The following is a 23,552-nucleotide window of genomic DNA, read 5'->3' as shown; positions in this document are numbered from 1 at the left end:
GTCATTCGATGATGGCTCCGGATTGCTTGAGGATCGGAGCCCATTTATCGATTTCCGCTTTCACAAACCGACGGAAATCGTCAGCATTCAGTTTGTTGGAGACGCCTCCGAGCCTCACGATCTGGGCGATGACACTCGGATCAGCCGACATCTCGAAGACTGTCAAGGACAGCCTCTGGACCACCGCATCAGGCGTCCCTTTCGGTGCCATCAGGCCCTGCCAGGAATAGGCTTCGAAACCGGGAAATCCGAGCTCGGCTACTGTTGGAATGCCAGGAAGCGCCGGCGCGCGTGTTGGGCTCGTCACCGCCAACGCCCTGAGCTTCCCGCCCGCAATATGCGGCAAGGCTGACGGCAAGTTGTCGAAGATTGAATCCACTTGCCCGCCCATGACGTCGGTGATGGCGGGCGCACTACCGGCGTAAGGCACATGCAGCATGTCGACTTTTGCCATCGTCTTGAACAGTTCACCGGCCAAGTGCGTGGAAGAGCCACTACTTGCAGATGCAAAAGTCAAGTTGCCGGGATTCTTGCGAGCGTAGTTCAGATAGTCGTCAAATGTCTTGAACTGAGAAGATGTCGAGACCACCAACACATTCGGAACAATTGAAATTGCGGCAACTGGCACGAAATCTTTCTGGATATCAAACGAAAGATTTCGGTAGGCGGTGACATTCGTCGCATTGGATGCGGTTGCCAGCAGCAATGTGTAGCCATCGGGAGCCGCACGCGCCACTGATGCGGTGGCGATATTGCTGCTGGCTCCAGGGCGGTTTTCAACAACGAATGGTTGTCCCAGGCGAGCAGATAGCTCTTTCGCTGTGAGTCGACCGACCATGTCCGTGGTCCCGCCGGCCGGATATCCCACGACAAGACGCACGGCTCGGTTTGGATAGCCATCTTGCGCAAATGAAGGCAGAACATGCCAGGCAGCGACGCCACCGGTAGCAAAGAGAAGTTTTCTTCTGGCAATCATCAATGTCTCCATCAAGCTCAGATACAGATCGATGAGTATTCCGAAGGACAGCAGCTCTGCACATCTGCTTGTCCACACTGTGATAATTTGTACTGCCTGCTGACCCCCACCCTGGAATGGGCAACGGATTGAGTGCCGAACAGCACGTCCTGATCGTGGGCGTCCGGCCATCCCTTATTCACCGCTGTCGCGCCAGCGGCGCAGATGAAGTCGGTCACGCGGCCGGAGCAGTCACCATCCGCCCCGCATCCGCGCGTTCATCGGGTGCAGGTCAGGTCCGTTCAATGCCCGCAAAGATGCGCAGCACCTCGACCGCATGGGCGGTAGGGTCGTCGGGTGGGTTGCCGATGCCGAGCGAGGCGGGCTCCGTGGTCACGACGTTCCAAAGCCGGTCGTGGTTGCCCGCGGCGAAGTTGAGGAGCGCGTCGCGCACAAAGATATCCCGATTGGCCTGCTCCGTGCTTTGCCCGGGGCGTTGCTTGCCGACGATGCCGTACATCTCTGTGCCGTGTACCGCGTGCGCACCTTCGACAGGACCCACGGTCAGCAGGTAGGCGTTGCCGCCCGCGGCGGCGTGCGCGAGTGCCGCACGTGCAGCCGGCAAGGTGAAGAAGTAGTCGGTGAAAAGCGCCCCGCGCACCTCGACCGGAGTGCGTCCGTTGACGTCGTACGCCGCGACGATGCGCCGGGCACGGCTGCGGGGGATCCGCGACTTCTTGACGAGCTCGTCGACGAGATTGTCGATGCTGCCCGGGTCGAATTTCTCGGTCGCGTTGATGACCCACCAGTCCGCCTCGTTTGTCGCGGTGCTGAAGAGGATGTCGACGTCGCGGAGACGCCCGGCTTCCAGAACGCGCAGCGGGGTGTCGGCGAGAACGGCCCCGGTTTGAGCATGGTCGTTCACGATGCCGATCGTCGTGTTATCGATGCCGTGTCTATCGCCGATATCGCGCGGGCTGACCTTGATGAGTGTCTCGGCCAGGAGCTTCGCATCCAGAGTGAGCAGTTGTTCGGGGTCGTCCGCGATGCCGAGTTCGGTGAGGAACGTGATCGCGAGTTCTTCGGCCCACCAAGCTGGAACGATCCGGGATGCGCCGCCGGAGAAAGCAGCGAGGCGGTGGTAAAGGCCGTCCGCGGCCGGTGCGGCGAGGAGCCCGATCGTCGAGTACGCGCCGGCGCTGTGACCGGTGACGGTGACGTTCCGAGGGTCGCCGCCGAACCGGGCGATGTTCTCTCGCACCCATTTGAGTGCGGTAATGATGTCCTGCAGGCCCAGGTTGGTGGCATCGGCGAACACGCCGCCGTACTGGGAGAGCGACAACCACCCGAACGGGCCGAGCCGATAGTTCAGCGATACCCCGATGGCACGACCCGTCGCGGCGAGGCCAGAGGCATTCGAGGTGGTCTGGGTGTTGGCGCCAATCTCGAAGCCGCCACCGAAAATGTAGACGATCACGGGGAGCGGTTCATCCCCAGCGTCCTCGGGTGCCCAAACGTTGAGATTCAGGCAGTCCTCGCTCAGGCCGTTGTCGGCCTCGAGCCAGCTCGTGTCGCCGGCTTGCATCGGCGCAGGTCCCTTCTGGTCATAGGGCAGGTCCGGGTTGAACGGCAGCAGGGTTGGTCGGCGGAAGCGCTCTGCGGTGGCGTAAGGGATGCCCAGCCAGGAGCGGATCGATTGTGTAGTGGTATCGCTATGAGTCATCTTCGGCCGCCGCAGTCTCTGTGCACGCCAACGCGGTGATCTTCGAGCGCAAAAGCGTCGCCAAGACCACGTCGAACTGCAAGAAGCGCTTTCATTTTCTTGGTTGAATGTAAGAAGGGGTGCAATCAAAATGGCGGTGCGTCGCCGAGCCGGAATTCCCGCGTGATCGTGTCCAGCTCTTGCAAGACTTGGTTGTCGAGCTTTGTGTCGACCGCCCGTAGCACTTCGGGCAACTGCGAAGCGCGGCTCGCCCCGAGGACCGTGCAGGTGACGCCAGGTTGCGCAAGTACCCATGCCCCCGCGAGTCGCTCGGGCGCCAGGCCAGCAAGCAAAGCCACATCCATGATGCGGTTCACTGCCTGCAGCTCCCTGTCGTGCCAGTACCGCTGCTTGTACGCGGCTGCGGTGCTACCGGCGCCGAAGCGGGTCGACGCGTCGGGCTGTGCCTTGTCGCGATACTTGCCCGTCAGCAAGCCACCGGCCAGCGGGTTGTAGCAGAGCGTGGCGAGGTTCTCGGCCATGCACATGGGGAACAGGTCCCGCTCGAACTGTCGGAACAGAAGGTTGTACCGAGGCTGGACGGTGACGGCCTTCACCAGCCGCAGTGCCTCGCTTCGCCCGAGTGCGAGCGCGATGCGCCATGCGCCCCAGTTCGAGACGCCCACATAGCGCGCACGACCGCTGCGCACAATGGTATCTAGTGCTTCGAGCGTCTCGTCGAGCGGGGTCGTGGGATCGTCCCGATGCAGCTGGAAGAGGTCGACGTAGTCGGTGCCGAGCCGCTCCAGCGATGCGTCAACGGCACTCAGGAGGTGTTTGCGCGACGTGCCGGCATCCCATGGCATCGGCCCCATCGGGCCCCCCGCCTTCGTCGTGAGGATGAAACGTTCGCGGCGGCCCTTCAGCCATTTACCGATGATTCGCTCGGTGGTCCCCTTGCGCTCGTCCGACGCGTCGCTCGGGTATCGATTCGCCGTGTCGATGAAATTGACGCCCGCATCAGTGGCGGCATCCAGGATCGACACAGACTCGGTTTCGTTGGCACTGGATCCGAAGGTCATCGTGCCAAGGCACAGGCGCGAGACCTGCAGCCCCGTGTTGCCGAGACGGATCAGGTGGCTGTTGCTCATGTGTTCTCCATTGCTGAACGCTGATCCTGGAGCGCGCGGGCGAGCTCGTAGTCGCGAACCAGCCGCGTGAAATCGACCGCTTCCCAAGTCATGCACGTACCTCGGTGTTTGATAGAAGGCTCGGCTAGATCGACGTCCCTGGCTTCTCGCGCTGCAGGTGCGGCGACAGTCGGACCACGACCTCGCGTTCAGCCGCGAACGCGTAGCAGCTGTCCACACGAAATCGGCGCTGCCCATCCTCTTCAGGATCGCCATTTGAGACGATGCGTAGCGGCGCGATGCCTTGCAGCACGGTCGTGGCCATGGGCCCCAACAGTTCCACGATGTGCGTGCAGGACGCCACGCCCCCAAGCAGTTCGCGTACGCGCTTGTTCCAGCCCGCCCCGATGCTGAGACCCACCAGCGCCTGGAGCGCAGCGGCTGCCCCCGGGCAGATGTTGAAAGGCGTCGCCGACATCCTTGCGTCTGCAGCGTGAACCAGGAGGTCAGCGTCAAGAACGAGGCGAACTGTGATGTCGTGCAGGTGGTGCCCTGGCGGACATCCTCTTCTGCCAGCAAGCGCCGAAACGGGTGCGTCTTGGTGTCGATCAGGTGGCCTTCGACTTCGAACAGGCCGTCACTGCGACGGTAGAAGCGTAGATCTACGTCGCGGTGGTGCATCTCCTCGCGCGTCACTGAATCTGTGTCCATGAAAGTCTCCGACCTTGTCACTGCTTCAGCCCACCGCAGCACGAAAGATGCGCATGTAGTTGCCACCTGCGATCTTCCCCGCCTCTTCGGAACTGAAGCCGCCGCGCAGCATCGCCGCAATCAGGTGGACCCACTGCGCATAGTCTTGCAGCGCACCAGGGGCAACCTGTTGATCGGTCCCCACGCAGACATGGTCCACGCCGACGATATCGGCCATTTCCTTCAGCCCCTCGACGTATTTATCGAGGTCAGGAAAGATGGCCCAGATCCCGATGACGCCGCCGGTCTCCGCAATCACCCTCGCATGGTCCGGGCTCACGCAACGGGCGGCCAACCGGGTCGATGCCATTGCCCGGGAACCGGCAAGCGCTGTATGTGACAGCAGCAGCGGTTTGGTAGACACCTTCGCCGCAGCCTTGACCGTCTGTTCGGTGGCGTGTGCGACATCGATGATCATGCCCAAGCGATGGCAGCCACGGATCACCTCGGCGCCCAATGCGGTCAACCCGTCGTGCTTCACCACGCCCATCTGGAAGTCACCGATATCGTTTGGGGTGTAGTGGACAAGCTGAGCGGAGCGGATGCCGCGTTGGTGGGCTTCCTCCAATCGCTCCAGCTTTCCCTCCATGAAGTCCAAGCCCTCGACGCCCCCGATCACCGACGGCTGGCCTGCGGCGTGGGCCGATGCCAGATCGGCTGCCGTCAGTGCGCGCTGCAAGCCATGGTGAGCCACCATCTCGTCAGCCCAGGCGAGTCGCTCGAGGTGGTGGCTGTAAAGCTCACCCGGCATCGGCCACCGGGTGATGCCGGTGACCCCTGCTGCATTCCTGCCAAGAAGGGGTTCGTCCGGGATTTCCGACAAGCACACTGCAGCAAGCGACCCGGCCCGCATACCGGCGGCCAGCATGCCGTTAGGCGGTGCAGGAGAGTAGATGCCCTGCGGTCCGCCGTGCGTGTGGACGTCTACGGAGATGGACTTGCGCAGAACCTCCAGTGCCTTCGCGCCGACCTCGGCAACCTGGGCGGCTTCTGTCGAACCCTGTGGTCCGGCATCGCCGCCGAGCATGGCCTGGACCGACGCCATCGGCGTGTTCCAGATCGAATGGCGGCAGGAGGTGCCGATCGCGTGGAAGTGACCGCAGCACATATCTTGTCAGACGATGATCGTCACGCCAGTCCCTGAATCACGGGTGCCGGAGCAGACCGAACGCCGTGGGCTACGGTGCACAAGACCGTCGTGCATATGCATCCTTACTCCGGAACGATCCCCAGCGTCGCGAACGTGTTCTTCCACCCGTTCGCTTCCTCCGCGTACTCCTTGGCGAACTGTGCCGGCGACGACTGGAGCAAGGTGCCTGAGAGGCGAGCCTCCAACGACTTGCGGTACGCTTCATCCGCATACAAGGTGCTGAAGGCGCGCGCGATGGCGTTGACCGCATCCGCAGGCATGCCCTTGGGCACGAAGATCCCGCCCCACGATACGGGCAGGAAGCCCTTGTAGCCCACGGCTTCTTCGAGCGTAGGTACATCCGGCAGGGCGGCGAGCCGATGGCTGTCGATCACCGCGAGCGCATGCAACTCCTTCGACTCAAGTTGGCCCTTCACCGAGATATGCCCGCTGATGGCCAGTTGCGTGTCGTCGCGCATGAGTGCCATGGTCAGTGGGCCCATGCCTGTGAAGTCGACCGCCGTGTAGCGCAGTCCCATCGGTTTCGCCACAACCGCCATCGCAAGGTTGAAGAACGACGCGCGTCCGGCGCCGGCAAAAAATATTCCTTGCGGCGAGGACTTGCTCAACGCCACCAACTCGGCCATCGTCTTCGCGCGCTGCGCCGTTTTCGCATTGGTGATGAACACAACCGGTGTGTTGAAGACACGGTAGACCGGGATCAGGGCCGTCAGAGGGTCGAAGCGGAGGCTGCGGGTCGTGTACTTCGCCAAGAGCATGCTCGGGCTGGCCATCAGAAGCGTGTGGCCATCATTTGCGGCCAGCGTGTACTCGGTGCCGATGATGCCGCCCGCGCCTGCCTTGTTTTCCACGATGACGGGCTGCTTCCAGATCGCTTCCAGTCTCGGCGCGAGAAGGCGCGTGATCGTGTCGGTCCCGGAGCCGGGGCCGGTGCCCACCACGATCTTCACCGCTCGGGTAGGCCAAGCCTGCGCCTGGGCGAAGGAGGAATGGGGCGAAAGGGAAACGGCTGCAGCGCCCAGGAGAAAGTTGCGGCGGCTCGAAAAAGTGTTCTGGAATTTCATTTGTCTCACTTTCGTTGTTGTATCCGGGACCATCGTCGAATGACGTGGAGTGGCGCTCAGGTCACGGCAGTTAGCCCGAAACCGAGTTGGCGAATCGTAATTTCGGCGGCACTATTTGAAAGTGGAGTGTCCATAATGTGGCTGTTTTCAAAGGGAATCGGCGGCTCTCTCGACGACAACAGATGCCAATACCAAGCAGCGAACTCTCTCTATAGGCAGGCCATGTCGCTAGAACACGAGACAACCCCTCGACGTCAGTGCCGTCGAGCACTTTCATCTCCTTCCACCTATCCATACGAGCCTCGATGCAAGAAGATCACCTTCATGATCAGCATCGAAACCGTGCTTGTCGGCATCGCGCCCTGCGATCAGGCGTCCACAATGTGGCGGTCGACCCTACGTCTTCAGCAGCTGTTTTGCGATCATGTTTCGCTGGATTTCGTTCGCGCCCTCGAAGATCCCCATGACCCTCAGCTCGCGGCAGACCCGCTCGACCACCATGCCCTTGATATAGCCCGCACCGCCGAAAATCTGCAGGGCTTTGCAACCTCAGTGCAGAACACTTTGGCGTAAGAGGACTTCAGGCGCACGTCAACGCCGCTTTCCAGGCCCCATGCCGCTTCCAGCAGCAGCATCCGCGCGGCATTGAAGTCCACAACTTTCCTTGGTGCGTTCGTTGAACGGGTTGACGACCTAGACAGGCGGACGGCTCAGATCCATCGGGTGAAACTCTCGACCGCCTCGCGCGGCGTCCTATAGGTGTTCACGGGCGCGGACTCATCGGCATAGCCGAGTGCCATGCCGCACACCAGCATCTCGTTGGCCTCCGCGCCGATGTATGGCAGGACGATCTTTGCGCAGTTGTTCCACGCCGCCTGGGGGCAGGTGTGCAGGCCGAGTGCGCGCGCCGCCAGCATCAGCGTCTGCAGAAACATGCCGTAGTCGATCAGCGAGCCGCGGCCCATGACGCGGTCGATGGTGAACATGAGGCCGACCGGCGCGTCGAAAAAGCGGTAGTTGCGTTGTCCTTGCGCATGCATCCTGTCCTTGTCACCTTTTCCGATGCCGAGGTGACCGTACAAGGTCCAGCCGTTGTGACGTCGCCGGTCGATGTAAGGCGAGACCCACTCTGAAGGGTAGTAGCCATCTACCTCGCCGTACTCGGCGGTCAGGGAGGAATCGGCACGGGTCGCATCGTGCGCAGCACAGACCTGTGCCACGAGCGCGTCCCGACGTTCGCCCTGCAGCACATACACCTTCCAAGGTTGGGTGTTCGTGCTGGACGCCGCGCAACTCGCGGTCCTCAGAATGTCCTCGACCTGCTGGCGCGAGACCGGCCTGTCGGGCGAGAACGCGCGGCATGAGAAGCGGCTTTCGATGGCCGCTACCACGCTCGCCGGATCCTGAACGACTGCGTCGACCTGGGAGATGGTCATGGGGGTCTCCATGGCGTTCGGCACCTCAGACTGTGCCCGCCTGGCGCAGCTCCGCAATCTGCCCGGCCGACAGCCCTGCCAGTTCGCGCAGGATCGCGTCGGTGTCCGCGCCCAGTGCGGGCGCTGGCCTGATCTGCGGGGACGGTGTCCCGCTGAACCGCGGTTGCACTGCAGGCATCTTCAACTCGCCGATCTGCGGGTGCTCGACGCTGGCGATGGTGCCTCGGGCCTCGTAGTGCGGGTCTGCAACGATGTCCTTGATCGAGTAGATCAACGAATAGGCGAGGCCCTTCTCTTCGAGGGTCCGGCAGACCTCCAGCACCGGCAGCGACTTGATCCAAGCGGCGACGATGACGTTGAGCTCTTCGACGCACGCCGTGCGTTTCGCGTGGGTCGAATAGCGCTCTTCATCGCCCAGGGCCGGGATCACTTCGCACAAGCGACCGAACATGCGGTCATTGGACACGGTCAGGACGATGTAGCGTCCATCGCAGGTTTCGAAATGGTCGCCCGGGGCCGCCGCGAAGTGGAGGTTGCCAGTGCGCTCGCGCGGCAGTCCCATCTTGTCGAACGCCGTGACCATCACGTCGGTGAAGCGGAACACCGTTTCGTACAACGACAGATCGATCTGCTGGCCTTCGCCGCCGTGCATATCCCGGTGATAGAGCGCCACCATGATTCCGTACGCGCCAAATAAGGCGGTCGAGTAGTCGGCCATCGCAGTGCCCAGCTTGACCGGCGCGCGGTCCGGGTAGCCCGTGGCATTCAGCGTGCCGCCCATCGCCAGCGCGATGCGGTCGTAGCCCGCGCGGTTCGCGTACGGGCCGGTCTGGCCATAGCCGGACACACTCAACATCACGAGTCTTGGGTTCACCTTCTTCAGGTGTTCCCAGGACAGGTTCCATTTCGCCAGGATGCCAGGGCGGAAGTTCTCCACCAGCACGTCGGCGTGCTTCAGCATCTCCTTCAGGATCCGCTGGCCTTCAGGATGGTGCAGATCGAGCGTCACGGACTTCTTGTTGCGCCCTTCGACGTTCCACCAAAGGCTCTCGCCTTCCACCGCCGGCCCGATGTGACGCAGGGAGTCACCGCGGCCCGGCTGTTCGATCTTGATCACGTCCGCACCGAGGTCTGCCATCAGCGTTGCAGCGACGGGGCCCGCAACCATCGTACCGATGTCGATCACGCGGATGCCGGCCAGGGGGCCTTTGTCTTTCGCTTCCATACTTTGCCTCTTTTGTTTGCGATGGCTGGGACTACTTGCCGGTGAACCGGGGAGCGCGCTTTTCCTTGAAGGCCGCCAGCCCTTCGACCCGGTCGGCCGAGAAGTGGTGCAAGTTGCTCAGTGCGCGCTCGTAGCGCAGCCCGATCGACGCCGGTTGATCCAGCGCGTCGTTCAGCGCCTGCTTCATGCGGGCAAGCACCAGCGGGCTCTTCGCCGCCAGCTTCTTGGCCAAAGCGGTCACGGCGTCGATGAAGCTGTCATCGGCGACCACTTGGTTGACGAGGCCCAGCGCCTTCCATTCGCTGGCCGGATGCATGTCGCCGGTGAACATCAGGAGCTTCGCATTGTTCAGACCCACCTTCCTCGGCAAGCGCACGGTGGCACCTGCCCCTGGAAACAGGGCGTAGTTCGAGTGGGCATCGCCGATCCGGGCGGACTCGGCGGCGATGACGATGTCGCAGGCGAGCACCAGCTCCAAGCCACCGGCGACCGTGATGCCGTTGAGCGCGGCGATGACGGGTTTGGCGGACGCTTCGATCAGCTCGGTGAGGCCACCGATCGCCTTCACGAACTCGGCGCCGCTTTCGGGGCGGCTGCGGGCCGGGTCCTTGAGATCGGCGCCCGCGCAGAAGGCCCGGCCTTCGCCTGTCAGAACGATGACGCGGACCTCCGGGTCATCCTGGGCGTCTGCGATCGCCTGCGTCAGGGCGTTCACGAGCGACAGCGTCAGCGAGTTCAACGCCTGTGGCCGGTTTAGCTTCAACCACAGCACCGCGTCGCGCCGTTGTTGATCGAGTTCTTCAGTGTTCAGTGCGGTTTCCATGTGCAGCCTTAGAGGGTAGGGTGGTGAGAGTTGGGCCGTACCTGCTCAACGCAGTCCAAGGGACTTGGCGACGATGCCGCGCAGCACTTCCTTTGTGCCGCCGCGAATCGTGCAGGACGGCGCGTGCAGGATCACGTTGGCCAGCGCGGCGCTGTACCCGTCGGCGCCGGCATCAGGCTCGGTCGGCAGAGCCAGTCGAAGGGTTTCAGGAATCTCCTGCTCGAAACAGGAGCCGAGGTCCTTGACCAGGGCCGCATGCAGCGGGGCATCCTGCTCGTCGGCGAGCATCGTGGCGATCGAACGCGACATTCGCCGAAGCGTCGAGAGGTGGGCGACCAGGCGCCCTATCGTCCGCGCGCCTTCGGCCGACGGCTGCTGCTTGAGCGCGGCAACGAATTCCTCGACCGCACCCATGTGGGACATGAACCGGTCAGGACCGCTGCGCTCGAACGTCAGCTCGCTCGTGACCTGTTGCCAGCCCTGGCCTTCGACGCCGATAAGAGCATCGTCAGAGAGGAACACGTCCTGGAAGTGGACCTCGTTGAAGTCGGCGTCTCCAGCGATGTTGACGATCGGCCGGCAGGTGATGCCAGGCGTCTTCATGTCGACCAGGAACTGGCTCAAACCGGCCTGCCGCACCTCACCTGCGGGCGCCGTGCGGCACAGCAGGATCATGTAGTGCGCGCGGTGCGCGCTCGAGGTCCAGATCTTGGCGCCATTGACCCGCCAGCCACCGTCCACCTTGGTGGCACGCGTGCGCACAGATGCGAGGTCCGACCCGGAGTCCGGCTCGCTCAGGCCGATGCAGAAGTAGCACGTGCCAGCAGCAATCCGTGGAATGACCTCCTTGCGCTGGCGCTCGCTGCCGAAGCGCAGCAGCAGCGGACCGCTCTGGCGCTCGGCCACCGCATGCGCAAAGATCGGTGCGCGCACGGCGAGCAGTTCCTCCAGAACGACCAGGCGCTCCATCAAGCCGTAGCCGCCGCCGCCATAGTGCTTTGGAAAGCCCATGCCGATCCAGCCGCGGCGGCCAAGCGCCTCGCTGAACTCGGGATCGAAGCCGCCGAAGGAAGCGGCTCCGTGACGGTTGCCGTGCCAGCCGTCGACGAACTCTCGAACTTCGGCACGCAGTGCCTCACCGATGTCGGAATGCCTCGGGCGCGGAAAGGAAAGCTTGTTCATCGTGCGGCTCCTGCCTGTGCTGCTGCGCCACCCGCAGCCGCCGCCATGGGCACCATGGCGCGCCACAGCGACTGCTCCGCGTCACCGGACAGGATGCGCTCGCCCAGTGCGCGAGACCAGAACGCCTCGTTGCCGTATTCGTCTCTCCAGGACCAGAGCCGCTTGGTGAAATGATGCAGTTCGTGCTCCTCAGTGAAGCCGATGGCACCGAAGGTCTGGTGCGCGATCGCACAGGCATGGCCTGCTGCCTCACCGGTCCGGATCTTTGCGCTGACAGCCGCAATGCTGTGCGTCAGGGGCTCGCCCACCCCACCGAGCCATTCATCGATGGCTTCGCTGCCGGCTTCGGCGGCTGCACGCGCGGCTGCCGCCTGCGTCGCGAGCAGTGCGATGTTCTGCTGCACCGCCTGGAACTTGCCGATCGGTCGGCCGAACTGCACGCGCAGGTTGGCGTACTCGACGGCAAGCGCAAGGGATCGCTCGATCGCTCCGGCCATGAGCGCACTGCGCAAGATGGCTGACAGGGAGAGCAGCTCACGCGCATCAAGAGGTGCGGCGACCACAGCCTTCGGCACAACGCTCTCAAGCACCAGCGTATCGCGCGGCTCGCCGGCGAGATTGCGGCCTGAAGTCAAGGAGATGCCGGCTGCATCCCGCGCCAGGACGATCAGTTGAGCCGCTGTGCCGGAGCCCACGACGAACGCGACATGCGTGCAAGCGCTGCCCCATGGCACACGAGGGAGCGTGCCATCGACGCGCCAGCCCTCGCGGGTGCGAACCAGCCTGATCTGCTCGGAATTCGCCGACGACGCAATGGTCGGCAAGGATGCGTCGTTGACGCCGGCATGGTCCAAAAGCCAGTGGCCAACCATCGCCTCTGCCAGCAGTGCGTCCGAGGCGTGCTCACCGGCGAGCATCAGAAGCCCGCATGCATCCGCCCAGCTCACGCCCGCGCCGCCCTTGCTCTCGGGCAGTAAGGTCTTGTCGAATCCGGACTCCTGCAGAACTGCCCATAGGTCGTCGGGCTTATCCGCGAATATCCGGAGGGCTGCTTCATGCAGCATGTCACGCGTCTCTTCACTCATCGCTTACTCCTGGTGGTTGGCTCTGTCGCCTTAGACGGGATCCCAAGTAAAGACGTCGCGCGATTTGTCCAGCGGAAAGAACGAGGGCTTCATCATGGGCAGCGCCACTTCCAGGCAGGTATCGACAGTCCAGCCCTCGCTGCGGTGTGCGGTGCGGATCGGCCTCGGCTGGGAGAACAGGTAGATCTCGTTGCTGCGAACGCCGAAGATCTGGCCGGTCACGCCACTGGCTTCGTCGGTCAGCAGCGCGCAGGTGAACGGCGCGATCTTGGCCACCTCCATGCGCTGGTTGACCAACGTGCGGGCCATGCCCTCGGGGGTGTCGGTCGGGATCGAGCTGACCATGCGCGTGAACGCGAAGGGGGCAATACAGTTGGACCGCACCTTGAAACGCTCCATGTCCAGCGCAATCGATTTCGACAGGCCGACGACACCCATCTTTGCAGCGGCGTAGTTGGCCTGCGCGACGTTACCGATCAGGCCTGAGGTCGACGTCATGTGCACGATGGCGCCCGACTCCTGGCTCTTGAAGTGCGGCGCCACGGCGCGGGCCATGTTGAAACAGCCCTTCAGGTGCACCTTCACCACCGCGTCGAAGTCCTCCTCCGACATCTTGTGGAAGATCCCATCGCGCAGGTTGCCCGCGTTGTTCACCAGCCCGTCGACGCGTCCGTACAGGTCGAGCGCGTGCTTAACGATCTGTTGCGCCGAATTCCACTCGGCCACGCTGTCGGTGTTGGCGCTGGCCTCGCCACCTGCGGCGCGAATCTGTTCGACCGTCTGCTGGGCCGGTCCTGCACTGCCACCTGCGCCGTCCATGGTCACACCCAGGTCGTTGACTACCACGCGTGCGCCCTGGCGCGCCGCCTCGAGTGCGATCTCCTTGCCCACACCGGCGCCCGCGCCGGTCACCACAATCACTTTGCCTTGGAGTCGTTGCGTCATGACAGCCTCCTTCAAGCCGTGAGGATGGAGACAACCGCCACAGCGGACTCGTGACCGACCTGGCCACCCGAGTTTTGCGCCAGGGCAACCTTGGCGGACTTGCGCTGCCGCTCCCCAGCTTCGCCGCGCAGCTGCTGGACGAGCTCGGCGATCTGAGCCGCGCCGGTTGCGCCGATCGGATGGCCCCGGCTGAGCAGACCGCCGCTCGGGTTGACGGAGATCCGGCCGCCGATGTCCGTAGCACCGCTTCGCAGCAGCTCGACGCCCTGTCCCTCGGGACAGAATTGCACGACCTCGTAGTTGATGAGTTCGCCGGGAGCCGATGCGTCGTGCACCTCGGCGACATGGACCTCGTCCGGCCCGATGGACGCTTCCTTGTAGGCGGCCTTCGCGGCGCTGACCGAAGCGCTCGGCTTGGTGGGGTCCGCCATCCCGGACAGCAGGACGGAGCTTGCAACCCACACCGGCCGGCACCCCGTCAGCTGTGCCGCGACACGGCTCGAGACGAGAACGATCGCGGCGGCGCCGTCCCCGATCGACGAGCACATGGGCAGCGTCAGCGGCTCGCTGATCATGCGGGCGGCCAGGACCTCCTCGACCGTCGTTTCCTTGCGGAACTGTGCGTACGGGTTCAGAGCGCCAGCACGCCGGCTCTTGACGGTGATCCGGGCGAAGTCCTCCGGCGTCGTTCCGGTCGCCTTCATGTAGCGCCGCGTGCGTTCCGCGTAGATGTCCATGAAGATGGATCCGCTGCCGGAACCGATGTGCGCCGGCATGACATCTTCCTTGTCCACCGCGCCGCCGAACGCGCCGAACGACACGGCCTTGTCGGGGTGGCTCAGCTTTTCCGCACCGACGGCCATGGCCACATCCGACTGGCCGCTGGCCACGGAGTGCCAGGCGAGGTGGAAAGCCGTGCTGCCGGTGGCGCAGGCGTTCTCGACGCTGACCATCGGTTTGCCGAGCAGGCCGGTGTGCCGCAGGGCGGCTTGGGCTCGCACCATCTCCTGGCCCGTGATGAGGCCAGCTGCCGCGTTCCCGAAAAAGACGCGGTCGACGCGCTCGGCGCCGATGCCGGCATCAGCCAGGGCGTTTCGAACCGCCTCTTCCGCAGAAGTCCTGACCGAACGGTCCATGAACTTTCCGAACGAGGTCATGCCAATGCCGACGATTGCGACGCGGGTGGTCATAGTCTTTCCAATCCAGGTGATGAAGATGTCAAAAAAAGGGGCCGACGACTGCGGCGGCTGTCGAAGCGGGCTCGATCAGATGGCGCTGGGGTTTTCGTTCTTGCGGCGGGCAGGGCCGTCGTACTCGACCTGGTCCAGAGTGATCTGGCGCCAGCCGGGCTCGCGTACGGACTCTTCGAACGCGTGGGCGAACAAGCCGGCAGTGCGGGGAACGACGATGAAGGCGCGAGCCAACCGCCAGTCGAAGCCCATGTCCGAAATGATGGCGCCCACGGCCGCGTCGATGTTGGCCAGCAGCGGGCGGTTCTTCTTCTTGATGAGCGCCTTTTCCAGCTCGCGCGTCATGCGGACGTGGTCGCCTGCGATCCCGTACTCTTCGGCCAGCGCGAACAGCACCTTGCCGCGCGGGTCGCCTTCGGGATGCTGCGGATGGCCGAAGCCATCCAGGCGCTTATGGTTGGCCACGTACTCGGTCGCCACGTCCTCGTAGTTGCGTCCGCTGGACGCTGCATCGGACACCAACTCCTGGATGTAGCGTGCGAACTCTTCGCCAGCGCCGCCGTGTACATCGCCAAACATCATGGCGCCGGCAGCCACCGAGCACTGGATTGGCACGCCGGCCGCTTGTACAAAGCGGGTGACTGTCGACGACGGCGAGATGCCATGATCGGCCACCGAGATGAACATCGCATTGATGATCTTGGACTCGTTGCCCTTGGGCAGTTCGCCCTTGTAGAGCAGGTACACCATGGCGCCGAAGTCGATCTTGCCCACCAGATCCGTGAGGACGTCGTAACCTCTGACTACAGTGCCTTCATGGGGGGTGGGGTCAGCGATGGCGGTGCGCCAGTATTTGCGATCAGCGGTCGTAGCCGTGGTGGTCATGCATTGCTCCATTGCAGGGGGGAGGGCGATCGAGATGGATCTCGAACTTGTGAGGGTGAATCGTAGGTTCGACGGCGCAGACGTTAAACCTTGGCGTCCACCATATGGATGTTTTCGGCCCGAAATTCACCAGCTAAATGATCTGCAGTGGCCCGTTTCAATGCCCCGCGCCGTCCACGTTATGATCGAATCATGAGCAGTTCTGAAGCACGCGGGACCCAGAGCATCGATCGCACATTTGGTGTTTTGAAGCAGGTGGTTGCACACGGATCGCACGGTTTGACGGTGGCCGAACTCGTGACGATCTGCGAGCTTGAGCGTCCGACGGTGCACCGCATCGTCCAGGCCTTGGAACGACAGGGCATGTTGAAGCGACCCACTGGCTCGAAGCGATATGTGCTGGGCGACTACTGCCGTCAGATGGCAGCCGCCTTCGCTGACCGGGCGGACCTGAGGACAGTCTGTGAACCAGTCCTGAGGGCTGTTTCGGAGGAGACGGGAAACAGCGCGTTCCTCATTGGTCGCGTGGGGTATGAATCGATCTGCCTGGCGCGGGTGGTTGGTTCATACCCGGTGCAGGTGTTGACGGTCAACGTCGGCACCAGGAACCCTTTGGGCGTTGGCGCAGGCGGTCTTGCCATCCTGTCGACTTTGCCGCTGGCCGAGCAAGGCGAGTGCATCCGCGCGAATGCGAAGCGGTTATCAGGGTATGGTTCGCTGACCGAGTCGACGCTGCGCGCGCTCATTCGTGCAACCCAACGCCGCGGACATTCCGTCATCGGTCACTACAGCGCGCCGGGCGTCGTCGGGATCGGGATGGCGATGCGCAACGCCAGCGGCGACGTCTTAGGCGCGATCACCACGTCTTCAATCGACAGTCGGATGTCCAGGGACGATCAAGCATTTGCCGCCATGTCGATGACGAAGCACATCGTGCAAGTGCAGTCCTCGCTAGACGTCCTTTGAGCATCGACACTGCCCGGAGACTAGTAGACCAGTCAGTCCCGAGTCGGATTCGCATTTGAGTGTCGCCGAGGCCATGGAATCCCAATCGATACTCATTGCCGATGATGACCGTAACGGCTGCTTGGCCTTCTCCGTTGCGTAAGATCGCACCCACATAGATGCGCGGGAGCATACAAGCATGAAGATTGCGGCCCATTGACGCAATCGTTGCCTTCGAAGCAAGGTAACTAGTCTCCTTGCAAGGTGCACCTACTTTCTTACCGGGGGCGCGTTGAGCACGTGTGGCATTGACGCCGGTTAGGTGAACTGCGTACGCCCCCAGTGCCGCAGGCAAGCTCGTCCCTTCTAGCGCAGCCAAAGCGTCGGCAACGACGGGTGACCGACTTCCTATGGGCTCCTTCCCCCTGTCAGGCGCCACCGCCCGCAATCCTCTGTTCCATATTCAGTCCACGTCGGAGTACGGGGGGTGTTGAATGCTTTGTCATGCATACCAGGCTAGACCTTTTGGCGCGCTGGAGAACCCGATAGCGCGGATCGCCGCGCAAAGTGGGCTCTTGTAAGTCGATTGGTTGTCCACTCGCTCCAAGGTGAAAGCCGCATGCCTTTCCCTTTTCAATGCAGTTGCCAGTGAGGTGAGGCCTGCGGCAAGCGGCCTGGCCATGGCGACGGCTTCCGCATCGCCATAACTGAGCAAGTGACGTCCCCCTTGCGCGAGATAGAACATCAGGCGTCCGTCGACCAGGACGACGAAGGCCCCAGTGCGTCGCACCGGGCGCGTGCTCGATGGATGGGACGGCCAAGGTAGAAGCGTTCCAAAGGGATTGGCGGGGTCTGCGGCGGACAGCGACACCGCGACGGGCTCGGCCGACGGCGCTCCGGCAAGTTCGCGCAGTCGGTCTACGGTCACGCGCTCGGCGAACTGGGCCGCACCCAGGCCTTCGACAAAGCGCCCGCGCAGAATCCGGCCTGCGTCCTCCATGCCGCGGAACACCGGCCGCAAGGCCGGAAAGCCGCCGGGGATGTCCTCGGTCACCGCCGCGCTTCGGGTGACTACGCCGTAGCGGTCAACAAGACATTCGACCCGTGCAAATGCCCGGGCGGTGTCGTTTCCCGGCTCAGGGTGCAGCAGCGACCAGCGGCCTGCGAGGGTCGGATCACTGAGTGGAGAGAGAGAAGCGGGGGATGCCCCAGCCGCAGACATGCGCTCGCCGTAGGGCGATCCGTGAAGCCCTCTGCGTCGCTGGGAGTTCAGGGCGGGGCGCGAGCGCCGCGCGGGGCGTCCGCCATAGTAGGCCCGCAAGGGCGACCAGGTGTCGGCGGTGACATGACCGCCCCAGGCAAGACCCCAGAGCGCGGCATGGATGTCCGAGGACGTCGAGGCGGGTTCTCCGGCCTGCAGGGGGGGCGACGCCAGCGCTGTGAGCTGGCGCACGAAATACGCGCCGCCGTTCGCTAGGCTGCCGAGGATCTTCTGTTGCAGGGGCGACAGGTAAGCCGCCGGATCGGCATCTGGCGGTGGCGGAAGCGTCTCTGCGGCGAATTCCTGGAGGTGAAGGGCCACCAGTCCGTCATCCTCACCGAGCCGTCCATGGCCGGACCAGAGCGCGGCGCCCGTGGCGATCAGCTCATCGAGCATGCCCGGGGCGTAGTCCCGCACGCGGGCGGGAAACACCTGGCTTTCCCATAGGGACGCCGGTAGCGCGACGCCGGCGAGTTGTTCGATGACACGGGCCACCCCGTCGATTCCCTCTAGCGCACCAACACTCGCAGATCGGCCGGAAACGGCGAGATTCCCCGCGGCCTCTGGCACCAAGCCCTGCCTCTCCAGCAACAGGCGCGCATAGGCCTGCTGCGGCACCGGCCGGGTTGCCTGACTGGCGGCCTGGAGGGAGCGCAGCCGCAGGCGCTTGAACACCTCATCGCCCACCCACTCGTGGCGTGCCAGCGGATGGATGCCAGCGTCGGCCATCTGCGTTTCGAGGCGACGCTCGACGCCGAAGTTGCCCTTCAGGAGCTTGCGTTGGTTCGACAACTGCTCCAGCGCCTCGTCCGCCACGGCGACCCCAAGGCCGAACCGGCTCGCGGCTTCGCCGGTGCTGAAGGGCGCACGAGTGCGCGAGTATCGCGCGAGCAGATCGCGTAGCGGCGCCTGCGTCGATCCGAGGAAGACCCCTGGCAGGCCGGCTGGCAGGGTGACCCCCAGCGCATCACGCAGCCGGGCGGCATCTTCGACAGCGGCCCAGAGGCTGCTGCCTGCGATCGACACCCGAATGACCCGCCCCTCTCGCTCCAAGTCGGTGAGGTAGGTTTGGGCCTGCTCGCCGTCGCCGAGGCGCCGCGCCACTTCCTTCACGGTCATTGGCCCAAGTTGACGCAGAAGATCGGCCACGCCTTCCATGCCCTTGGCCTGATGACTGGGGGCCAGCCGTTGCAGTTCACTATCGACGCGATCGACGACCACCGGATCGAGCAGTTCCCCCAGGTCGACCTGACCGAGCAGATCGCTGAGCAAGCCGCTGTCCAGCGCAAGGACCGACGTGCGCCGCTCGGCCAGCGGTGCATCGGTCTCGTACATGAACTCCGCAACGTACCCGAACAACAGGCTCACCGCGAAGGGAGACGGCACTTCGGTGGTGACCTCTACGATCTGCACCGCACCGTCCTGCAGGCGCTGCATCAGTGCATCGAGTGCCGGCAGATCGTAGACGTCCTGTAGGCACTCGCGCGCGGTTTCGATCAGGATCGGAAAGTCTGGATAACCTTGAGCGATCTGCAGCAACTGGCCGGCGCGCAGCCGTTGCTGCCACAGCGCAGAACGGCGCCCCGGCATGCGGCGTGGCAGCAACAGTGCCCGCGCGGCGCATTCGCGGAAACGCGCGGCAAACAACGCAGAGCCGGCCACGGCGTCGGTGACGGTCTTGCGCAGGGTCTGAGGATCGCAGAGAAACAGTTCGGCACCGGGCACGCGGCCGTCGATGTCGGGGATGCGGGCGATGATGCCGTCATCGCTGGCGACGACCGACGGATCGATCTTCCAGCGCTGGCGGATGCGCTCGGCGATGACCAGCGCCCAAGGGTCGTGGACGCGTCTGCCGTAAGGGGAATGCAAGATGGCACGCCAGTCTCCGGTCCCGTCGCGGCAGCGCTCCAGCACTACGGTGCGGTCGGTGGGCAACACCCCCGTTGCCTCGCGCTGCTCGCCGGCCAGCTTGAGCAGGTTGTTCATCGCGTTGCGGTCGAGGCCGGCCGCTTCAAGGCGTGCCTTCAGTGCAGCGGTAATGTCCAAACTGCCATCACGTCCGGCAGCGCCCTCCAGCAGCGCGAGGAAGGCACCGATGGCCTCGCCCAGCTCGGCCGGCCGGCCCAGCCCGTCGCCGCGCCAGAACGGCAGCCGGGCCGAGCGCCCCGGCGCCGGCGTCACCACCACCTGGTCGTTGGTGATTTGCTGGATGCGCCAGGAAGATGTTCCCAGCGTGATGATGTCGTTCACCCGGGACTCGTAGACCATCTCCTCGTCGAGTTCACCGACCCGGCGTGAGCCGGCCTGTTCCTCGCCTTCGGGCAGGACGACGCTGAACATGCCCCGGTCCGGAATGGTGCCGCCGCTGGTAACGGCCAGCTGCTGGGCGCCCGGACGCGCGGTCAACTGGCCCGTGTCACGGTGCCACACCAGGCGCGGGCGGAACTCAGCGAAGTCGTCGGAGGGATAGCGTCCAGACAGCATGTCGAGCACCGCGTCGAACACGCTCCGCGGCAAGGTATGGAACGGCGCCGCGCGGCGCACCGTGGCATACCAGTCTTCGACGTCGACTGCCTCCACGGCGACCGCGGCCACCGTTTGTTGCGCCAGGACGTCGAGCGGATTCCGGGGTGGCTCGATGGCCTCGATGCGCCCGGCCAACATGGAGTCGACGGTGACGGCTGCGTCGACCAAGTCGCGTCGGGTGCGCGGATAGATCAGCCCGGCCGAGGTGCCCCCCACTTGATGCCCGGCGCGGCCGACCCGCTGCAGGGCACTCGCCACCGACGGGGGGGCAGCGACCTGGATCACCAGCTCGACCATACCCATGTCGATACCAAGTTCCAGGCTGGAGGTCGCAACGACACAGCGCAGCTCGCCCGACTTGAGCGCCTGCTCTATCTCGCCGCGCTGCTCCTTGGAGACCGAGCCGTGGTGGGAGCGTGCAATCAGGGGCGCGGCTCCCTCGGAGCGGGCATTGGTGCCACCGGCGGACGAAGGGTAGTGAATGGCCGGATCACCTGGCGCTGCCGATGTGGTGGGTTCCTCCACGGCCAAGCGCTCGGCGTAGAGTTCGTTCAGCCGCGCGGTCAGTCTCTCGGCCAGGCCGCGCGAGTTGGTAAACACGATCGTCGAATGCCGGCGCAGGACCTGGTCAAGGATGCTGGCTTCGATATGGGGCCAGATCGATCCCTGTCTGTCCGGGGACGCATCGCCAGCAGCGACGCTATTGCGGGGCGGGATATCGGCCATGTCCTCGACTGGAACGACGATCCGCAGGTCGAAGTGGCGGCTGGAGTTCGGGTTCACCACCGTCACCGGCCGCGATCCGCCCAGGAATTGCGCGACCCGTTCTACCGGGCGCACCGTCGCCGACAGACCGACGCGCTGCACCGGCGTCGCCAGCAAGGCATCGAGGCGCTCCAGACTCAGCGCCAGATGCGAGCCACGCTTTCCGCCCGCGACCGCGTGAACCTCGTCCACGATCACGGTTTGGACGCCGCGCAGGGTCTCCCGTGCCTTGGAGGTGAGCATCAGGTAAAGCGACTCGGGCGTGGTGATGAGGATGTCGGGCGGACGGCGCAGCAGGCTCGCGCGCTCGGCCTGCGGCGTGTCGCCGGTGCGCATGCCGACCTTGATCTCGACGGCAGGATCACCGCGGCACTTGCGTTGCGCAGTGATGCCCTGGAGCGGGATGCTTAGGTTGCGCTGCACGTCCGTACCCAGCGCCTTGATCGGCGAGATATACAGAATGCGTGTCGAGGTCTTTGGGGAGTTTGTGCCGCTCGCAGCCTGCGCCTCGCGTTCCCGGAAGAGCTGGTCGATGGACTGCATGAACGCGGCCAGCGTCTTGCCCGAGCCGGTCGGTGCGATCACCAGCGCGCTTTCACCTGCGCCGATGGCTGCCCACGCGGCCGCTTGCACGGCCGTGGGCGACGGGAACGCCGAGCCGAACCACGCGCGTGTGGCTGGCGCGAAATGCTCGAGCGGATCGGCCGTCGCTGTGTCCGGGAGCAGCATTGCCTGGATCAGTCCTTCGCGCTCTTGACCGCCGCGTGATAAGCCCGCTCGGCCCACTGCTGCAGTTGTTCGCGATCCTCGACCACGTCGGCGGGCACTTCCCAGTAGGACTTCAGCGCGTGCTCTTCGCCTTCGCTCACGTAGCCCAAGGCATGGGAGCCGGCGGCCTCGTAGTCCTTGCGCGAGCCATCATCCACCTTGAAGTACAGGCCGCCTTGCCAAACCATGGCAAAGACGTGATCGTGCCGGTACAACGCAACGGCACCGAACATCTGTCGGGTGGTGGCCTTCGCCCAGGGCGAGAGCTGGTCGACGTAGTGATCTGCCAATGCTTGGGTCTTGCGGGATTGCTCAGTCATTGCTTGGATCCTTTCCTTGAGATGGTCATACAGGCCTGTGGCCGGGAGTGGGTTGTCTTCGATGAGCCCGCGGCGTCGCGAAGGTGGCGGCCAGTGATCACTTTGTTCATGATCATGTCCCGCCTTCCTTCGATTGACCCTCCTTGGGCCGATCGCGTGTCGACATCCTCTCGACGACCGATCTGTAGGAAGTCTTGATCAGTTCAGTGACCAACTGCCGGGTGATGCCTCGGCCCGCGCCGACGGAGATCCAGTGGCCCTTGTCGAGGTAGCGTCCGGCAGTCACCGTATCGAAGCGGTCGCGCAGCGATTGCGCCTGTTCTGGATCGGCTTTCAGGGTGATGATCTGCTCGTTGGGGTCGTCGGTGACGATCATGAAGACCTTGTCGCCGACCTTGTAGACGTCTAGCTTCTCCACGAAGGGATGGCCGTGACTCACGTCTGGCAGCGACAGTGCCACCTTGCGGGCGAGCGGCTGGAACTGCCGCTGCGAAAGGTTTCTCTTACCGGGTCCTTGGCCCCCCGAGATGCTTGCGTTCAGCGGAAGTCCCTTCTGCACCAGCCGGTAGGATTCGCGTACTTCGTCATCGACCAGCGCCCGGGTGATGGTCTTGCCGGGCGCGATGGATATCCAGTGGCGCTTGCTCAGCCGATGCCCGCCCGCAGTGATGTCCGGATACTGCAGGCGCAGGACTTCCGAACGGATCGGGTCAACCTTGACGATCACCCGCACATCATTCCCCCGCGCCGTATTCGCCAGCATGAAGACTCGGCCACCCACCTTGTAGGCGCGCCAGTCCGCGCCGAACGAGTCATCAACGAGGACCCCAAGGGATTGCCGGGCGGCTGTGTCGGCCCAATCAAGTAGTGCGCCCGAATCCATGCAGTCTCTTCCTGTCGGTTGGCTCTCACCGTCCAGCGCGAACGGAAGCGGGCCAGGTGTTCACGATGCCGAGGCTGTCGTCATGGACTGCGTGATCGCCCAATTCGAATGCACGATGCGCACGCGCCTGCAATGTTGCGGTAGACCTCCGTCGTGTTCCAGGCACGCTGCAGCGTTTCGCCGCCGTTGTCGTTTGCGACGTACGTGCGCAGGTTGTAGCTCAGCACGGCCAAGTCGCCGGCCTCGCTGGCGACGACGTGAGGGTTGAGGTACTCGCTGCGCACGATATGCGGATTCCGGTAGATCTTCTGGATGTGTTTGACGACAGCATCACGCCCCACGAGCAGCTTTTCCACAAGGGGATCGAAGTAGCTAATGTCCTCGTGGTAGTTGTCGAGGTAGCCGTGACTGTCGCCAGCGCTCCAGCGCTCATTAAGCGACCGCTCCAGATCAAGTACTTCCTGACTGATGGTTTGAATGTCTTTGCTCATTACGAATTTAAGTCTTGACCTAAAAATGACATTTTCTAGCAGATGGTCTACTTTTTAAAGGCAAAATAAGT

General features: G+C 63.8%; 19 protein-coding genes and 1 pseudogene. 2 read left to right on the top strand and 18 right to left on the bottom strand.

All coding sequences use genetic code 11. The annotated features are described in order from the left end of the window. Position 1: 1 nt before the first annotated feature. From M2282_RS00420 to M2282_RS00395, 6 genes and pseudogenes are all read right to left on the bottom strand, one after another. Positions 2 to 976 (bottom strand): Bug family tripartite tricarboxylate transporter substrate binding protein, encoded by a 975-nt coding sequence (locus tag M2282_RS00420; protein WP_280806843.1) that lies wholly within the window; start codon positions 974 to 976, stop codon positions 2 to 4. A gap of 271 nt (positions 977 to 1,247) precedes the next feature. After that, positions 1,248 to 2,678, bottom strand: coding sequence for a carboxylesterase/lipase family protein (locus M2282_RS00415; RefSeq protein WP_280806842.1), 1,431 nt, complete (start codon positions 2,676 to 2,678; stop codon positions 1,248 to 1,250). Between the two features lie 125 nt (positions 2,679 to 2,803). Further along, positions 2,804 to 3,808, bottom strand: coding sequence for an aldo/keto reductase (locus M2282_RS00410; protein WP_280806841.1), 1,005 nt, complete (start codon positions 3,806 to 3,808; stop codon positions 2,804 to 2,806). Between the two features lie 124 nt (positions 3,809 to 3,932). After that, a pseudogene (locus M2282_RS00405) lies at positions 3,933 to 4,346 on the bottom strand (DUF2889 domain-containing protein); the annotation flags it as partial. A 177-nt stretch (positions 4,347 to 4,523) separates the two neighbouring features. Next, positions 4,524 to 5,582 carry a dipeptidase gene (locus M2282_RS00400; protein WP_280806840.1) on the bottom strand — a complete coding sequence of 353 codons (1,059 nt, stop codon included), beginning with the start codon at positions 5,580 to 5,582 and terminating at the stop codon, positions 4,524 to 4,526. Positions 5,583 to 5,749: 167 nt separating this feature from the next. Next, complete coding sequence (locus M2282_RS00395) at positions 5,750 to 6,751, bottom strand: Bug family tripartite tricarboxylate transporter substrate binding protein (RefSeq protein WP_280806839.1); 1,002 nt, start codon at positions 6,749 to 6,751, stop codon at positions 5,750 to 5,752. Positions 6,752 to 7,075: 324 nt separating this feature from the next. Here M2282_RS00395 and M2282_RS00390 point away from each other — a divergent pair, with 324 nt between their 5' ends. Further along, the gene (locus M2282_RS00390; RefSeq protein WP_280806838.1) at positions 7,076 to 7,324 is read left to right on the top strand and encodes a hypothetical protein; all 249 of its coding nucleotides are present in this window, start codon (positions 7,076 to 7,078) and stop codon (positions 7,322 to 7,324) included. Between the two features lie 137 nt (positions 7,325 to 7,461). Here the strand turns inward: M2282_RS00390 and M2282_RS00385 are convergent, their stop codons facing one another. The 8 genes from M2282_RS00385 to M2282_RS00350 form a co-directional block, all read right to left on the bottom strand. Next, complete coding sequence (locus M2282_RS00385) at positions 7,462 to 8,187, bottom strand: nitroreductase (RefSeq protein WP_280806837.1); 726 nt, start codon at positions 8,185 to 8,187, stop codon at positions 7,462 to 7,464. A 25-nt stretch (positions 8,188 to 8,212) separates the two neighbouring features. Continuing rightward, a complete protein-coding gene (locus tag M2282_RS00380; protein ID WP_280806836.1) occupies positions 8,213 to 9,412 on the bottom strand; it encodes a CaiB/BaiF CoA transferase family protein in 1,200 nt (399 codons plus the stop codon). A 31-nt stretch (positions 9,413 to 9,443) separates the two neighbouring features. Next, on the bottom strand, positions 9,444 to 10,235 hold the full coding sequence (locus M2282_RS00375; RefSeq protein WP_280806835.1) for an enoyl-CoA hydratase/isomerase family protein: 792 nt from the start codon (positions 10,233 to 10,235) through the stop codon (positions 9,444 to 9,446). A 45-nt stretch (positions 10,236 to 10,280) separates the two neighbouring features. Then, a complete protein-coding gene (locus M2282_RS00370; protein ID WP_280806834.1) occupies positions 10,281 to 11,417 on the bottom strand; it encodes an acyl-CoA dehydrogenase family protein in 1,137 nt (378 codons plus the stop codon). Further along, positions 11,414 to 12,502 carry an acyl-CoA dehydrogenase family protein gene (locus M2282_RS00365; RefSeq protein WP_280806833.1) on the bottom strand — a complete coding sequence of 363 codons (1,089 nt, stop codon included), beginning with the start codon at positions 12,500 to 12,502 and terminating at the stop codon, positions 11,414 to 11,416. Before M2282_RS00365 ends, M2282_RS00370 begins: the two co-directional genes overlap by 4 nt. A gap of 30 nt (positions 12,503 to 12,532) precedes the next feature. Then, the gene (locus tag M2282_RS00360; RefSeq protein ID WP_280806832.1) at positions 12,533 to 13,447 is read right to left on the bottom strand and encodes an SDR family NAD(P)-dependent oxidoreductase; all 915 of its coding nucleotides are present in this window, start codon (positions 13,445 to 13,447) and stop codon (positions 12,533 to 12,535) included. 11 nt (positions 13,448 to 13,458) lie between these two features. After that, on the bottom strand, positions 13,459 to 14,637 hold the full coding sequence (locus M2282_RS00355; protein WP_280806831.1) for a thiolase family protein: 1,179 nt from the start codon (positions 14,635 to 14,637) through the stop codon (positions 13,459 to 13,461). Between the two features lie 75 nt (positions 14,638 to 14,712). After that, positions 14,713 to 15,522, bottom strand: a complete 810-nt coding sequence (locus M2282_RS00350; RefSeq protein ID WP_280806830.1) for a citryl-CoA lyase — start codon at positions 15,520 to 15,522, stop codon at positions 14,713 to 14,715. A gap of 192 nt (positions 15,523 to 15,714) precedes the next feature. Here M2282_RS00350 and M2282_RS00345 point away from each other — a divergent pair, with 192 nt between their 5' ends. After that, positions 15,715 to 16,488, top strand: coding sequence for an IclR family transcriptional regulator (locus M2282_RS00345; RefSeq protein ID WP_280806829.1), 774 nt, complete (start codon positions 15,715 to 15,717; stop codon positions 16,486 to 16,488). A gap of 481 nt (positions 16,489 to 16,969) precedes the next feature. Here the strand turns inward: M2282_RS00345 and M2282_RS00340 are convergent, their stop codons facing one another. From M2282_RS00340 to M2282_RS00325, 4 genes are all read right to left on the bottom strand, one after another. Then, positions 16,970 to 21,748 carry an ATP-dependent helicase gene (locus M2282_RS00340; protein ID WP_280806828.1) on the bottom strand — a complete coding sequence of 1,593 codons (4,779 nt, stop codon included), beginning with the start codon at positions 21,746 to 21,748 and terminating at the stop codon, positions 16,970 to 16,972. 8 nt (positions 21,749 to 21,756) lie between these two features. Next, a complete protein-coding gene (locus M2282_RS00335; RefSeq protein ID WP_280806827.1) occupies positions 21,757 to 22,107 on the bottom strand; it encodes a TfoX/Sxy family protein in 351 nt (116 codons plus the stop codon). Between the two features lie 112 nt (positions 22,108 to 22,219). Then, on the bottom strand, positions 22,220 to 22,990 hold the full coding sequence (locus tag M2282_RS00330; RefSeq protein WP_280806826.1) for an MmcQ/YjbR family DNA-binding protein: 771 nt from the start codon (positions 22,988 to 22,990) through the stop codon (positions 22,220 to 22,222). A gap of 80 nt (positions 22,991 to 23,070) precedes the next feature. Continuing rightward, positions 23,071 to 23,481: a YybH family protein gene (locus tag M2282_RS00325; protein ID WP_280806825.1), complete on the bottom strand. Its 411-nt coding sequence runs from the start codon at positions 23,479 to 23,481 to the stop codon at positions 23,071 to 23,073. Positions 23,482 to 23,552: the final 71 nt, after the last annotated feature.

This window comes from Variovorax boronicumulans, from assembly GCF_029892485.1.
GTDB classification, from domain to species: Bacteria; Pseudomonadota; Gammaproteobacteria; order Burkholderiales; family Burkholderiaceae_C; genus Variovorax; species Variovorax boronicumulans_B.
The sequence above is the reverse complement of the archived record's forward strand: the minus strand, read 5'-3'. Positions and strand labels throughout refer to the sequence as shown.

Excerpts from the sequence above, each read along its gene's own strand:
- M2282_RS00420 (WP_280806843.1), bottom strand. The coding sequence starts at position 976 with ATGATTGCCAGAAGAAAACTTCTCTTTGCTACCGGTGGCGTCGCTGCC.
- M2282_RS00415 (WP_280806842.1), bottom strand. The coding sequence starts at position 2,678 with ATGACTCATAGCGATACCACTACACAATCGATCCGCTCCTGGCTGGGC.
- M2282_RS00410 (WP_280806841.1), bottom strand. The coding sequence starts at position 3,808 with ATGAGCAACAGCCACCTGATCCGTCTCGGCAACACGGGGCTGCAGGTC.
- M2282_RS00400 (WP_280806840.1), bottom strand. The coding sequence starts at position 5,582 with ATGGCGTCGGTCCAGGCCATGCTCGGCGGCGATGCCGGACCACAGGGT.
- M2282_RS00395 (WP_280806839.1), bottom strand. The coding sequence starts at position 6,751 with ATGAAATTCCAGAACACTTTTTCGAGCCGCCGCAACTTTCTCCTGGGC.
- M2282_RS00390 (WP_280806838.1), top strand. The coding sequence starts at position 7,076 with ATGATCAGCATCGAAACCGTGCTTGTCGGCATCGCGCCCTGCGATCAG.
- M2282_RS00385 (WP_280806837.1), bottom strand. The coding sequence starts at position 8,187 with ATGACCATCTCCCAGGTCGACGCAGTCGTTCAGGATCCGGCGAGCGTG.
- M2282_RS00380 (WP_280806836.1), bottom strand. The coding sequence starts at position 9,412 with ATGGAAGCGAAAGACAAAGGCCCCCTGGCCGGCATCCGCGTGATCGAC.
- M2282_RS00375 (WP_280806835.1), bottom strand. The coding sequence starts at position 10,235 with ATGGAAACCGCACTGAACACTGAAGAACTCGATCAACAACGGCGCGAC.
- M2282_RS00370 (WP_280806834.1), bottom strand. The coding sequence starts at position 11,417 with ATGAACAAGCTTTCCTTTCCGCGCCCGAGGCATTCCGACATCGGTGAG.
- M2282_RS00365 (WP_280806833.1), bottom strand. The coding sequence starts at position 12,502 with ATGAGTGAAGAGACGCGTGACATGCTGCATGAAGCAGCCCTCCGGATA.
- M2282_RS00360 (WP_280806832.1), bottom strand. The coding sequence starts at position 13,447 with ATGACGCAACGACTCCAAGGCAAAGTGATTGTGGTGACCGGCGCGGGC.
- M2282_RS00355 (WP_280806831.1), bottom strand. The coding sequence starts at position 14,637 with ATGACCACCCGCGTCGCAATCGTCGGCATTGGCATGACCTCGTTCGGA.
- M2282_RS00350 (WP_280806830.1), bottom strand. The coding sequence starts at position 15,522 with ATGACCACCACGGCTACGACCGCTGATCGCAAATACTGGCGCACCGCC.
- M2282_RS00345 (WP_280806829.1), top strand. The coding sequence starts at position 15,715 with ATGAGCAGTTCTGAAGCACGCGGGACCCAGAGCATCGATCGCACATTT.
- M2282_RS00340 (WP_280806828.1), bottom strand. The coding sequence starts at position 21,748 with ATGCTGCTCCCGGACACAGCGACGGCCGATCCGCTCGAGCATTTCGCG.
- M2282_RS00335 (WP_280806827.1), bottom strand. The coding sequence starts at position 22,107 with ATGACTGAGCAATCCCGCAAGACCCAAGCATTGGCAGATCACTACGTC.
- M2282_RS00330 (WP_280806826.1), bottom strand. The coding sequence starts at position 22,990 with ATGGATTCGGGCGCACTACTTGATTGGGCCGACACAGCCGCCCGGCAA.
- M2282_RS00325 (WP_280806825.1), bottom strand. The coding sequence starts at position 23,481 with ATGAGCAAAGACATTCAAACCATCAGTCAGGAAGTACTTGATCTGGAG.